Source organism: Sebaldella sp. S0638, from assembly GCF_024158605.1.
GTDB lineage: Bacteria > Fusobacteriota > Fusobacteriia > Fusobacteriales > Leptotrichiaceae > Sebaldella.
This window is the reverse complement of the sequence record NZ_JAMZGM010000005.1, coordinates 17,618-30,551: the sequence shown is the minus strand read 5'-3', so window position 1 is coordinate 30,551 and position 12,934 is coordinate 17,618. Positions and strand designations below refer to the sequence as shown.

Genomic DNA, 12,934 nt, shown 5'->3' with positions numbered 1-12,934 from the left:
TCTCCCTCTTTAAATTTTTTTATCTATATTAAATGATTGCTGCTTCTTTTAGTGCTGCTGTTATTTCTTCCTTATCAAAGAAGTTTTTTATTACCACAAGTTTTGCTTTGTGTCCTTCCAGATTCCCTGCCAGCTCATAACTCGTTACTATCAAATCCGCATCTGTACTCTTTGCTGCTGAAACATCCATATGTTCTATATTTGCCTTTACCTTATTTTCGTTAAGTATACTTTCCACATTCATCTTTAATATAAGACTTGTTCCCATACCTAACCCGCATACTGTCAGTACCTTCATTACTGCTCCTCCTTGAATAAATTAATTATTTCTTCTTTACTTTCTGCATTAAATATCGTTTCTCTTTTTTCCTTGTCAGAAAAAATTTCTGTTATTTTCTGAATGACTTCCACATGTTCATTGCTGTTATTAGCTGCCAGACCTATAATAAGATCTACAGGATCATTTTCAGCACTTCCGAATTCTACAGGTTCCTTTAAAGTAAGTATAGAAAATCCTGCTTTCAAAACTCCCTCTTCTGGTCTTGCGTGCGGCATTGCGAACCTTGGGGCAATTACTATATATGCTCCATTTACCTTATAAGATTTCAGCATAGCATCCACATAGTTCTGTGTCACATTACCGTTTTTCATCAGAAGCTCACCTGCTCTTGCCACTGCTTCTTCGGGAGTTTTACACTCTTCTTTCAGAGCTACTACATTTTCATTAATCATTATTTCACCCCTTCACTTTTTAAATATATTTATTATAACGGCGGGTAATTATTTTACTACTATTATTTTACTACCCCTTTACTTTTAATACAATAAGACATTTTGTTCTTTCGTCTGTTTTTTTTATTTTACTTTACAAATACTATTAAAATATAGTATAATAGCATTGAACGAATTTATCCATATTCGTATTCGTCTATAAAAAGGTGATAAAATTATGATAAATTTTCTTGATCTAAATCGGACAATTAACTTCTATGACAAAAAAATTATGAAATTCATTTTAGACAATAATGAATTCAAAAACCAGAAAATTTTTAATTGTTCCATTGTCAGTCTGAAAAATAAAACGAACTTATTTTCAAATGATGAAATCTTTAATGTTCTGAATGATTTTAAGAACCTTAACATTAGCTACAATATCATAACCTCAAAATCAGAGTATTTAGGAAGCTTTTCCATTATATCTGCTTACCGGGTTATCAATCATGAGAAAATAGAACTTACATTTTCCAGTGACTTTATAAACACTTTTAATAAACAGCACTTTTTAGCAGAAATAAATATAAATGTATTTTTTTCATTTTCTTCATTTTCTTCTATACATTTATATAATTTTTTACTCAACAAACTTTCAGACTTTCCTTACACAAAAATCGAAATAGACAAACTAAAAGAAACTCTACACCTCAAAGACAGCTACAAAAGAATCTATGACTTTGAAAAATATGTATTACAGCCGTCATTAAATGAAATTAATAAAATCTCCCAGACAAAGTTTTTTTACAATAAAGTAAAGAAAAGCAATAAAAGAAATGCAAAAGTTACAGGATTTGATTTCTTTTCTCTTACAGAGAGTAAATTTGAAAAAATAAATAATATATTGAGATATTTTGATGTGGTTGACAGATATGAAACTCTTTTTAACCAAATTCTTTTTGGTATGAATTCCATATCATATGAAGAATTTCTTGAAGTAATCAAAAAGATGCTTTCCGAATATGAAAACGGATATAAAGGTACTGATATTACATTTGAGTCCTACTTCATAGATAAAATGGAAGGAAATATATCAAAATATCAAAATCAATATACACTTATTACAAATATCACAAAAATCGACTCCTTTAACCAGTATAAATCATTAATATTTGAAAATTCCTATGCATTAAATAATTCATTTTTATTTATGTGGAATGATATATCCACTATCTACAGAAATCAGAACTTTGAATATGAAGATGATATCCTGAAAATTCAGGCACAGTACTTTGATGACGGAGAAAAAAGCATAAAAATATTTAAGAAAAAATGATGACTGCTTTCACAGTCATCATTTTTCTTTTATTACATCATTCCGGGCATCATACCGCCAGGCATTCCGCCACCCATTGCTTTTTCTTCTTTTTCATTTGCTACTACTGCTTCAGTAGTTAACAATACTGATGAAACAGATACAGCGTTTTGTATTGCAGATCTTGTTACTTTAGCCGGATCTACTATTCCTGCCTTTATCATATTTACATATTCTTCTTTGGCAGCATCATAACCAGTTCCAGGTTCTGATGATTTTACTTTCTCAAGAATAACTCCTGCATCTGCTCCTGCATTAATAGCTATCTGCTTTAATGGTGCAAACAGAGCTTTCTTAACTATTTCCACACCAATTCCTTCTTCACCGTCAAGTTTGAACTCTTCTATTGATTTAGAAATTTCTACAAGGATAGTTCCTCCTCCAGGTACTATTCCTTCTTCTACGGCTGCTCTTGTAGCATTCAGTGCATCTTCTATTCTTAATTTTCTTTCTTTCATTTCTGTTTCTGTAGCAGCTCCTACTTTTACCACTGCAACTCCACCAGATAATTTAGCAAGTCTTTCCTGTAATTTTTCCTTATCATAATCAGAAGTAGTTTCCTGTATCTGAGCCTGAATCTGACCTACTCTTCCTTTTATAACTGCAGAGTCTCCCGCACCGTCTACTATTACAGTATGATCTTTTGTGACTTTTACCTTTTTAGCCTGTCCAAGTGAAGTAATATCAGAATTTTCAAGTTTAATTCCTTTTTCCTCAGTGATTACTTCTCCGCCTGTTAATACTGCTATATCTTCAAGCATTGCTTTTCTTCTGTCACCAAATGCCGGAGCTTTTACAGCTACTACATTTAATGTTCCTCTTAATTTATTTACCACAAGAGTCGCAAGAGCTTCCCCTTCCACATCTTCGGCAATTATTAGCATAGGTCTTCCAGTCTCTACTGTTTTTTCCAATACAGGAAGAAGTTCTTTCATGCTCGCTACTTTTTTATCAGTTATTAAAATAAACGGATTATCTAATTCAGAAACCATTCTTTCAGCGTCGCTTACCATGTATGGAGACAGGTATCCGTTATCAAACTGCATTCCTTCTACTACTTCCAGAGTAGTATCAAGAGATTTAGCTTCTTCTACAGTAATTACACCGTTTTCTCCTACTTTTTCCATAGCCTGTGCTATTAATGTCCCTATTTCTTCATCAGCTGCCGAAATAGATGCAACTTGTGCTATTTCTGCATTGCTGTTTATTTTCTTAGCTCTTTTTCCTAATTCCTCCACTACTTTTTTAGCTGCTTTTTCCATTCCTTTTCTTAGGAATACAGGATTGGCACCAGATGAAACCATTTTCAGTCCCTCTTTTATCAAAGCCTGCGCAAGCACTATAGCAGTCGTAGTTCCGTCTCCTGCCACGTCATTTGATTTAGTAGCTACTTCTTTTACTATTTGTGCACCAAGATTCTCAAACTGATCTGCAAGTTCTATTTCCTTGGCAATTGTAACCCCGTCATTTGTAATTGTGGGAAGTCCGTATCCTTTATCTAATACAACATTTCTTCCTTTTGGTCCTAAAGTTATTTTTACTGTATCAGCTAAAGCATCTACACCTTTTTCCAACGCTTTTCTAGCTTCTTCGTTAAATTTTATAAGCTTAGCCATTTTATCCTCCTCGTTTTTATTATTCTACTACTGCTAAAACATTCTTCTCTTCCAGAAGAAGATATACATCGTCATTGTCCTTTACTTCTGTTCCGGCATATTTTTCATATATTACTTTGTCCCCTATTTTTATCTCTTTTATAGCATCGCCTACTGCAGTGACTTCGCCTATTATGGGTTTTTCCTTTGATGCCGTATCAGGCAGAACAATCCCGCTTTTAGTAATTTCTTCCTGTTTAGTTTGTTTGATTAACACTCTTTCACCTAATGGTCTTATTTTCATGTTAACCCTCCTTATCATAGTTTTTTCTTTTTAGCACTCACTTACTTAGAGTGCTAAAAATATAATAATACATTTTTTTATTTTTTTCAAGTACTTTTTTGAATATTTTACAAATTTTTATTTCTCTCTTTTCATTTTTCCGAAAATCTTTAAATTTTCTTCATCACTTGTTACAAACAGCAGAATTTTATTATTTTTTGAAATAAAAACTCCGTATTCTGTTTCATCTGCCGTGAGTTTGTCGGTTTCCTTTACTCCCTGTGCTGCCAAAGCAGACTTTATATCTTCATTTTCAAGAAGAGAACCCAGAATTTCGTATTCTGTTCCGCTGCTCATGACAAACGGTCTCGCCATTAGTACAAACGGAAATGTAAGTACCATCCGGGAACTATCTAATTTTTCATTAATTATATTTGAAAAAACTGCTGTTCCCGACAGAATAAATATTAATACTGCTGTTTTAAATACCCTGTTTTTCATATGATTTACTCCCCTGTAAATACTTTTTCCACTGCATTTGGTTCAAACCTTTTTATGAAATCGAAGTTTGCATCTACTGTGGAAATCTCAAGATTTTTACCGTTTTTTCTGTCGTCCAGTGCCACATGTTTGTGCATTCGTGCTATGTTTCTTATTACTACTGATACATTTAGCTTTTCTGGCTTGTATCCGTTTTCTCTGTACCACCTCACTGCTTCTTCCCTTGTAGTAAACTGTTTTCCTGATTTCAAATATGAATATACTTCCAATATATACTGTGTACAGTTCTGATATTTTACTTCCCATACATTAGAAATAAGGTTATATTTTTCTCCCAGAAACATATCTGCTTCCTTATTCTGAAATATTTCTTTTATTTCACTCTGTGTTTTTCCCGAAGGAATCAGAAGTTTCACAGTGGAAACCTTCGAATACATGAAGAATTCCGCTACTCCTTCATCATAAAGCACAGGATTTTTTCCTTCACAAGGTTGCAGGAGATCAGTCACTTTCCAGTCATTACCATCTTTCCAGAGAATTCCCATATGCGTATACTCTACATATTTGTTTTCCAGTCCTTTTCTTCCAATAAATGCCATTTCTACACTGTTTTCTTCGAGATACTCCATTACTCTGCCATATAGTTTCATTGTTCTCAATGCAGTTTCCCTGTCCATTTTTTCTGTTCTGCATGCATTACTGCTTGACATTGCCGAAAAACAAACAAGAAAATATAAAAAAATTAACTTTAGATACTTCAATACTCCCTTCCTTTCTGTATTAACTGTTTGTATCAGGTGAATACTCCCCCTGTTACATATGTACCCTATGATTATAACTTTATTTCATATAATTTTCAACCATTCTTGCTGTATAAATGCTTTTATTTATTTAATATTTCTGAATTCCTCTTTAAAATACCTGTTATCTCAGCTGTTTTCCGGCTTTATCCTGTTTTTATTTTATCTGTATACTTTTTAGTACACTTTAAAGATACTTTTGTACACATTTTGCCTTTTATATGTTATAATTTTATATTATAATAAAGACTAACAGGAGGTAACAAATGCTTAACTTCACTTACAATATTCCGACTAAAATAATTTTCGGAAAAGACGAATTAGAAAGACTTCCAAAAGAAATCCTTCTTCATGGAAAAAGGGTTTTGTTTTTATATGGAAAAGATAGTATAAAAAAAACCGGATTATACGATAAAATTGTTACACTTTTAAATGATAAAAATATATTTTTCAAAGAACTTTCAGGGGTAAAACCTAATCCCAGCATATCAAGTGTTAGAGAAGGGATCAGAATAATAAAGGAAAATGACCTTGATTTTATCCTTGCTGTCGGAGGCGGAAGTGTTATTGACTGTGCCAAGGCTATTTCAGCTGGCGTGGGATATACAGGAGACCCGTGGGATTTTCTCATAGGAAAGGCAAAAGTAAGAAACGTTCTCCCTATAGGTTCTATACTGACTCTCGCTGCTACAGGTTCGGAGATGAATGGCGGCGCTGTTATTTCAAATGAGGAAACACAGGAAAAACTGGCTTTTGGTCATCCTCTTCTTGTACCGGCTTTCACATTTGAAGATCCGACACTTACATTTACAGTATCAAAGTATCAGACTGCAGCAGGCGCTACTGACATCGTAAGCCACCTTCTAGAGCAGTATTTTACGTCACATAACGACGAAGGGCTTCCGGACAGACTAACTGAAGCTATGATGATAAATGTCATTAATTATGCCAAAACGGCCATTTTAGAGCCTGATAATTATGATGCCAGAGCTAACCTCATGTGGACAAGCTCTCTTGCTCTTAATAATCTGGTTACATATGGTAAAAAACATGGCGACTGGGCTTCACACGGTATTGAACATGAAGTCAGCGCTATCTATGATATTACTCACGGTGCAGGACTTGCCATACTTTTTCCGAATGTTCTGAAATATTATCTGGACAAGGATATAGAAGAATCGCTTCCTCTTACAAAGTTCCTGAATCTCGGGAAAAATGTATTTAATGTTGCAAGCAGTGATGATAAGGCAGCTGCATATGAGACAATAGAAAAATTAAGAGCTTTCTTTAATTCACTGGATATGCCGTCGAAACTTCAGGAGGAAAATGTGGATGCTTCCAAGATTGATATTATGGCTAAAGGTGCTGCAAGAAACGGTACACTTGGCTACTATCACATGATCGGCGAAAAAGATGTACTTGAAATACTAAAAAATTCTTTATAATAAATCAGATCACCTGTGCCTTTGATCTCAGATCAAGCCGGGTGATTTTATTTTGGAAAATAAAAAACAACAGTATACGAAAACCGTTGTTTTATATTATATTTAGTTTTTTGTACTCTCAGATCTAATATAAAAACATCCTGTTCGATATTTCCTGTCTGTTTATATTTTTATATTATATCCTCCAGCATCTCCTGAAACTGTCTTTTATTCAGACTTGTGTATATCCGTGTGGTCTCCAGCGATGAATGACCCAGTATATCTGCGAGTGCCGCTATATTATTATTCTTTTTCAAAAACTGCACTGCGAATAAATGTCTGAAGGCATGTGCATGTACCTTGCTTTTCCTTAATCCGCCCCGGGCATTGGCAGCACTTCGTTTCAGCGAATTGTGTACATATATTCTGCTTACTCCGATTATGCTTCCCTTTTTTATATTATACTCCCTGCAATATTTTTTTAGTGTATTTATCAGATTTTTTGAAAGTATTATAGTTCTTATTTTTCCTTTATTTTCTATTTCTACCACGCCTGTTTTAAGATTTTCCACCTGAATATACTTTAGTTCTGACACCCTTACTCCGGTATTTGCCAGAATTATCATAGTTATCCTGATTTTTTCGTTAATAGCAAATTTCAGCAGCCTTCTATACTCCTTATCTGTGAGAAAATCATCTTTAATTCTCCTTTTATGCACTCTCTCCACTTTTAATCTCACATCTATATCCAGACTCCTGAAAAAATTATTCAGGGTTGTTATTTTCCTGTTTACAGTGCTGACTTTATAATTCTCTTTCATATATTTTCTGTAATTCATTATTTCTATTGGAATCACTTCCAGATTCTGTTCCGGGAGAAATTCTAAAAATTTTGTAATATCTGTTATATAGGCGTTAATAGTAGTCTGTGAAAAAAATTTCCTCTGAAGGGTTATTTTATAATCTTCAATAATTTTATCCATAATTTTTTATCCCTTGCTATTGTGTTATTTTCATAATTAAAATTGTTTAACTCAGATTACACTATTATAATTATTTTATTCCATATTATTTTGAAAAACTTTATACCCGTAAAAAGTATTTCAAACTCTTTAATTTAAATAGTTTCAGAAATTTTTTCCTTGTTTTTTGAGAAAAAACTTTTTTTAGTATTAATTGATTAATATTTTCTCTAAAGCCTTATTTTATGATTATAACACAAAACTACAAAATAGTTAACATAATTATATATTATGTTAACTCATTTAGATAAAAAATAAAAAGCCCTAAATTTTAAGGAAAAATATTTCTAGCTTATCAACTATACTTTTTAATTGTTTTGCAATTATACTCATTTGTTAATTTATAAACTTTTACCAAAAATATCAATCCAAAAATCAAAACTTTTTATATCTACAATATTGTATAATTTTATCATTTAATTTGTCAAGTATTAATTCCTTTGCTTAGATTAACATAATATATAATTATGTTAACCTAAAAAATTTTAGAGAAAGGAGTACTTTGAAACAAAAGTTTTGATTTTAACTGCCTTCTGGTAAAATGTAACACTATATAACGGATTATATTAAAAGCAAAAAGCAGTTTGTAATGATTTTATTTATAAAAACATTTTTTTAGTAATTCAGTTTCAATTTTAGTGTTTTATATAATATAGTTTTATAATATTTAATGTTATAAAAATATTATGTTTATATAATAAATAGTATTAATATTTACATTTTTTTGTTTCAATTTGCTTTAAAATCATATGCTGCTGATTTTTGTCAAACCATAAAAACTGCCGGATTTTTTTGCTTTAATCTGTTATAATCTTAAAAATTAAAATATTAACTTATCTAGTATTATTTTTTATAGCGATCAGTATATTAAAGTAAACATTTGTAGTGGAATAAAAGTTTTTAGCAATATTTTTAAATTTTGATATGTAATAAAACCCGCATTATACCTTCAGAATTTCATCATAATATATAATTATAAAACCGCCACTTGCAGGAAACTTTAAATAAATAAAAATAAACTGTTTAGTTAGACATATTTAATTTATTAGAGTTGTATTCTATAAATAATTATAGTCACAGCACTTAAGGAATAAAATAACGGTTTTACAAAATGAATTGTAACATAAGCATAATGATTTTTAAAATAGATTGTATTCGGTTTGTAAGTGCAGTTTATAAAAAGACTGCTGCTTAAGCCCCTTCTTAGAATAATAGATAATATCAAAAAAGTTACTTCCGTGCATCAGACGGAAGTAACATTTTTATTTTATGATTTTATAATAATCTTTCTTTGATAGTTTTCCATATCTCTTTTGCTGCTTTCATTTTTTCCATCTTTTCAAAATCTGTCTCAAAATCTTTTCCTATTATTGTAATTTTATTATCGTCAGTTCCAAAATTATCCACAGAATTCGCCACAATCATATCCAGATTTTTTTTCTGAAGTTTTTCTTTTGCATTTTCAGTTAGATTTTCACTTTCTGCAGCAAAACCAACAAGAATTTTGTCTTTCTTTATTTTTCCCAGCTCCAGCAGGATATCTTTATTTCTCACAAAATTAACCGTTAATGTGTCGCTCTTCTTTATCTTTTTATCTGCTGTGTATTCAGGTCTGTAATCAGCCACTGCTGCCGCGGCAATAATAATATTCTGTTCTGCTTCATGCTTCATTACTTCTTTATACATCTCTTCCGCTGTTCTTACCTCTATTACATTCACACATTCAGGCTTATTTATACTCACAGGCCCGCTTACAATCATGACTTCGGCTCCCAGTTTTTCTGCTTCTTCTCCAAGAGCATATCCCATTTTACCTGTAGATCTGTTTGAAAAATATCTTATAGGGTCTAATGGTTCCTCTGTTCTTCCTGCTGTTATCAATACTTTTTTACCTGCCAGCGGTTTATAATCATCACGTTTTTCTGCCCCTTCCATCTCCTGTGAAATTATTTCTATGATCTCCTGCTCATTTTTCAGTCTGCCTTTGGCAGTTACATTACAAGCCAGAAGACCTTCATCTGCTTCTATAAATTTATATCCGTATTTTTTTAATTTTTCTATATTTTCAGCCAGTATTGGATTTTCATACATTCTCACATTCATTGCCAACGCAAAATAAACAGTTTTATTAAATGCTGAAATAACAGTGGAAAGCATATCATCAGCGATACCTCCTGCCACCTTTCCCACTATATTATATGTGGCAGGTGCCACCAGTATAATATCAGCCCAGTCGGCAAGTGCAATATGCTCTACATTTACATTAAAATTTCTTTCCCACATATCCACTGCCACATCATGTTTCGATAATGATTCAAACGCTAGCGGTGTTATTATTTTAGCTGCATTTTCTGTCATTACTACTTTTACGTCATATCCCCTTTTTCTCAAACCTGAAACTATATTTGCAGCTTTATAGGCTGCAATACCTCCGCTTACCCCGATTAAGATATTTTTCATTATTTTATCCTTTCCGGTACAGTTAACTTTTTTATTAATTTATCAAAATCCTGATATCTCTTATTTTTCATTAACATACAAAATTCTGCTTCACTGTTCTTGATGTCAGAATATTAGAAATTTCATATATCATTTTATTTCATTTTTTGAATATTTGCAAGTTTTATGAAAAATTTTTACTGTGGTTTTTTTTATATAAACTTTATTTATTTTACATATTTTGTGTATAAAAATAAAATTAATACTCTAATCCGCTGTAGTATAATCATTCTGTTTTAACTGCTGATTCTGTCCGAGGAAGTTTTATGATAAAACTTTTATCTTTTGCTGTAATATTTCCTGATATTTAATATACTTGATATCTGGGATTATATCATGTATAATCACTTAAATAACATTTGTTATTAAATATCATATTTAACGGAGGTGTGTTTTGAAAGAAAGCATAAGAAAGCAAATTCAGAAAGAGGTTATTATTACCTGTATACTGTATATCTTTTATTTTTTATGGTGGTGTCTGTTTGGTTTCGGACTGGGAAACGCAAAAACTGAAGAATATACCTATATTTTTGGTCTTCCAAGCTGGTTTTTCTATTCATGTATTTTAGGATTTATGGTTTTTTCCACTTTAGTTTATTTTTGCCTGAAATACTTTTTTAAAGATATACCTTTAGACGAAGATTTCGAAAATGAAAAGTCGGGATGTGAAAAAATTGACAAACAATAAATTACTTATTATACTGCCTATAATTTTTTACCTGATGATTATGCTCTATATAGCCTACAGGGTAAAATTAATGGAAAGACGTTCAAATCTGAGCTTTCTTGAGGAATATTACATGGGAAGCCGGAGCATGGGAGGTTTTGTCCTTGCTATGACTATTATTGCAAGTTACGTAAGTGCCAGTTCTTTTATAGGCGGACCGGCCATTGCATATAATATCGGGCTTGGATGGGTTTTTCTTGCATGTATACAGACCCCCACAGCTTTTTTGACTCTGGGAATTCTCGGGAAAAAACTGGCAATTATTTCAAGAAAAATTAACGGTGTCACTATTATAGATTATCTAAAAGCCCGATACAGCAGCGATATTGTAGTAATAAGCGGTGCTCTGCTTACTCTTGTTTTTTTCATAGCATCAATGATTGCACAGTTTATAGGAGGAGCACGGCTTATAGAAACTGTTACCGGATATAACTATACTACAGGACTTGTCTTATTTTGCCTGATTGTTATTATTTATACCGCATTCGGCGGTTTTAGAACTGTGGCAATAACTGATGCCATACAGGGTGTAGTTATGATTATTGCGGCAGTATGTTTATTTTTAAAGCTGTATCAGGTAGGCGGCGGTATGGGAAATATCGTAAAAGATGTAGCGGCAATAAATCCTGATCTGTTAAGACCTGATTCAGGCGGAAATCTTCCTATTCCATACCTTCTTTCATTCTGGGTGCTTGTAGGCGTGGCTATTCTCGGACTTCCGCAGACTACTGTAAGATGTATGGGATTCAAAGATTCCAAGTCTATGCATAATGCTATGTTTATAGGAACTCTTGTAGTAGGATTCCTAATGATAATTACACATATGATAGGATTTATGTCTATTCCGCTTATGCCCGGCGCAGAGGTGGGAGATAAGCTGATCCCTATGGTCAGCCTGAAATATCTGAACCCTGTACTTGTTGGAATTTTTATTGGCGGACCGCTTGCTGCAATTATGTCTACTATTGATACTATGCTTATTATCGCTTCATCAGCAATAGTAAAAGATCTGTATCTTAATTATTTTTCAAAATCAAAAATGATAAATGAAAAAAAGATAAGAACCATTAGTACCATGACTACTTTAGTTATAGGGTTTATTGTGTTTTTTCTCTCGCTTAACCCGCCGAAACTGCTGGTTTATATTAACCTTTTTGCATTCGGGGGACTTGAGGCATCATTTTTATGCCCTATTCTCTTTGGTTTGTACTGGAGAAAGGCCAATTCCACAGGAGCTGTATTGTCTATGCTCAGCGGTGTTGTATCATTTATTTATCTTTCCTATATGAAAATAACAGTTTTTGAGACAAATCAGATTGTTCCCGCTATTATAATTTCCATATTATGTTTTATAGTTGGCTCTCTTCTGGGAAAACCGGAACCTGAGGAAAAATTGAAATACTTTTTCTAATCAAAAAGAACCATATGAATCATTTGTTTGACTCACATGGTTCTTTTTTTAATTCTTTACTGTTACATAAAGGCTTCCTTTTTCTATTTTTATACCAAGAATTTCGTAATCTTTATATTTTTCTTCCATTTCATAAACAGGTTTTTTAGCAAGATAATTTGCCAGAAGATCGTTTATTATATCATAAACTCTGCCTTTTTCCACAAGAGAACCGTCTTTATTCTTTATTTCATCCACTGATAAATCAGTAAGATAAACGTCTCTTGTATCACTGTTATATGATACTGTGCTGCTGACCTTTGTTTTACCCTCCATCTTATTCCCTGCAAGTGATATCTGATAATCCAGGTTCATAATAAGTCTGTCATCACTGAATGATACTTTGGGATTTTCAAGAAGCGCCCTTGCCAAAACCAGATTTTTATCAACCGGGAATTCTTTAGCAACAGCTTTATTCACTAAAAATAAAGGAACTTTCACTGTTTTTTCCCCTTTTTCACAGGAAACCACCAGCAGCATTACTGTTATTAATGAGATCATTAATAAAAAAAATCTTTTCATTTTATCACCAAACCTTTATAATGTA

At 32.3% G+C, this 12,934-nt stretch carries 13 protein-coding genes; 4 read left to right on the top strand and 9 right to left on the bottom strand.

All coding sequences use genetic code 11. From position 1 onward, the window contains the following. Positions 1 to 28 precede the first annotated feature (28 nt). Positions 29 to 298 (bottom strand): PTS sugar transporter subunit IIB, encoded by a 270-nt coding sequence (locus NK213_RS02750; protein WP_253346420.1) that lies wholly within the window; start codon positions 296 to 298, stop codon positions 29 to 31. Beyond that, positions 298 to 732 carry a PTS sugar transporter subunit IIA gene (locus NK213_RS02745; protein WP_253346419.1) on the bottom strand — a complete coding sequence of 145 codons (435 nt, stop codon included), beginning with the start codon at positions 730 to 732 and terminating at the stop codon, positions 298 to 300. The genes NK213_RS02750 and NK213_RS02745 overlap by 1 nt, the downstream gene beginning before the upstream one ends. Before the next feature lie 217 nt (positions 733 to 949). Between NK213_RS02745 and NK213_RS02740 the strand changes: the two genes are divergently transcribed. Next, positions 950 to 2,047 (top strand): replication initiation protein, encoded by a 1,098-nt coding sequence (locus NK213_RS02740; RefSeq protein ID WP_253346418.1) that lies wholly within the window; start codon positions 950 to 952, stop codon positions 2,045 to 2,047. A 32-nt stretch (positions 2,048 to 2,079) separates the two neighbouring features. On the opposite strand, the gene groL is transcribed toward NK213_RS02740, so the two are convergent. The 4 genes from groL to NK213_RS02720 all read right to left on the bottom strand — a co-directional run bounded on the left by groL (position 2,080) and on the right by NK213_RS02720 (position 5,226). Continuing rightward, positions 2,080 to 3,702, bottom strand: coding sequence for a chaperonin GroEL (groL, locus tag NK213_RS02735; protein WP_253346417.1), 1,623 nt, complete (start codon positions 3,700 to 3,702; stop codon positions 2,080 to 2,082). A gap of 19 nt (positions 3,703 to 3,721) precedes the next feature. Then, positions 3,722 to 3,985, bottom strand: a complete 264-nt coding sequence (locus NK213_RS02730; RefSeq protein ID WP_253346416.1) for a co-chaperone GroES — start codon at positions 3,983 to 3,985, stop codon at positions 3,722 to 3,724. A gap of 117 nt (positions 3,986 to 4,102) precedes the next feature. Next, complete coding sequence (locus NK213_RS02725; protein ID WP_253346415.1) at positions 4,103 to 4,465, bottom strand: hypothetical protein; 363 nt, start codon at positions 4,463 to 4,465, stop codon at positions 4,103 to 4,105. Between the two features lie 5 nt (positions 4,466 to 4,470). Then, the gene (locus tag NK213_RS02720) at positions 4,471 to 5,226 is read right to left on the bottom strand and encodes a DUF2145 domain-containing protein (RefSeq protein WP_253346414.1); all 756 of its coding nucleotides are present in this window, start codon (positions 5,224 to 5,226) and stop codon (positions 4,471 to 4,473) included. Between the two features lie 305 nt (positions 5,227 to 5,531). On the opposite strand from NK213_RS02720, the gene NK213_RS02715 reads away from it, so the two are divergent. Next, positions 5,532 to 6,710 carry an iron-containing alcohol dehydrogenase gene (locus tag NK213_RS02715; protein WP_253346413.1) on the top strand — a complete coding sequence of 393 codons (1,179 nt, stop codon included), beginning with the start codon at positions 5,532 to 5,534 and terminating at the stop codon, positions 6,708 to 6,710. A gap of 170 nt (positions 6,711 to 6,880) precedes the next feature. Here the strand turns inward: NK213_RS02715 and NK213_RS02710 are convergent, their stop codons facing one another. Both NK213_RS02710 and coaBC read right to left on the bottom strand, forming a co-directional pair. Continuing rightward, positions 6,881 to 7,672 (bottom strand): tyrosine-type recombinase/integrase, encoded by a 792-nt coding sequence (locus tag NK213_RS02710; protein ID WP_253346412.1) that lies wholly within the window; start codon positions 7,670 to 7,672, stop codon positions 6,881 to 6,883. A gap of 1,314 nt (positions 7,673 to 8,986) precedes the next feature. Then, on the bottom strand, positions 8,987 to 10,171 hold the full coding sequence (coaBC, locus tag NK213_RS02705; RefSeq protein ID WP_253346411.1) for a bifunctional phosphopantothenoylcysteine decarboxylase/phosphopantothenate--cysteine ligase CoaBC: 1,185 nt from the start codon (positions 10,169 to 10,171) through the stop codon (positions 8,987 to 8,989). Positions 10,172 to 10,604: 433 nt separating this feature from the next. On the opposite strand from coaBC, the gene NK213_RS02700 reads away from it, so the two are divergent. Further along, a complete protein-coding gene (locus NK213_RS02700; RefSeq protein WP_253346410.1) occupies positions 10,605 to 10,898 on the top strand; it encodes a YhdT family protein in 294 nt (97 codons plus the stop codon). After that, on the top strand, positions 10,885 to 12,348 hold the full coding sequence (panF, locus tag NK213_RS02695) for a sodium/pantothenate symporter (protein WP_256478637.1): 1,464 nt from the start codon (positions 10,885 to 10,887) through the stop codon (positions 12,346 to 12,348). Before NK213_RS02700 ends, panF begins: the two co-directional genes overlap by 14 nt. Before the next feature lie 48 nt (positions 12,349 to 12,396). On the opposite strand, the gene NK213_RS02690 is transcribed toward panF, so the two are convergent. After that, a complete protein-coding gene (locus tag NK213_RS02690; protein WP_253346409.1) occupies positions 12,397 to 12,909 on the bottom strand; it encodes a DUF1439 domain-containing protein in 513 nt (170 codons plus the stop codon). Positions 12,910 to 12,934 lie beyond the last annotated feature (25 nt).

What these genes read in the sequence shown, in the direction of transcription:
- NK213_RS02750 (WP_253346420.1), bottom strand. Translation starts at nt 298, where the DNA reads ATGAAGGTACTGACAGTATGCGGGTTAGGTATGGGAACAAGTCTTATA.
- NK213_RS02745 (WP_253346419.1), bottom strand. Translation starts at nt 732, where the DNA reads ATGATTAATGAAAATGTAGTAGCTCTGAAAGAAGAGTGTAAAACTCCC.
- NK213_RS02740 (WP_253346418.1), top strand. Translation starts at nt 950, where the DNA reads ATGATAAATTTTCTTGATCTAAATCGGACAATTAACTTCTATGACAAA.
- groL (WP_253346417.1), bottom strand. Translation starts at nt 3,702, where the DNA reads ATGGCTAAGCTTATAAAATTTAACGAAGAAGCTAGAAAAGCGTTGGAA.
- NK213_RS02730 (WP_253346416.1), bottom strand. Translation starts at nt 3,985, where the DNA reads ATGAAAATAAGACCATTAGGTGAAAGAGTGTTAATCAAACAAACTAAA.
- NK213_RS02725 (WP_253346415.1), bottom strand. Translation starts at nt 4,465, where the DNA reads ATGAAAAACAGGGTATTTAAAACAGCAGTATTAATATTTATTCTGTCG.
- NK213_RS02715 (WP_253346413.1), top strand. Translation starts at nt 5,532, where the DNA reads ATGCTTAACTTCACTTACAATATTCCGACTAAAATAATTTTCGGAAAA.
- NK213_RS02710 (WP_253346412.1), bottom strand. Translation starts at nt 7,672, where the DNA reads ATGGATAAAATTATTGAAGATTATAAAATAACCCTTCAGAGGAAATTT.
- coaBC (WP_253346411.1), bottom strand. Translation starts at nt 10,171, where the DNA reads ATGAAAAATATCTTAATCGGGGTAAGCGGAGGTATTGCAGCCTATAAA.
- NK213_RS02690 (WP_253346409.1), bottom strand. Translation starts at nt 12,909, where the DNA reads ATGAAAAGATTTTTTTTATTAATGATCTCATTAATAACAGTAATGCTG.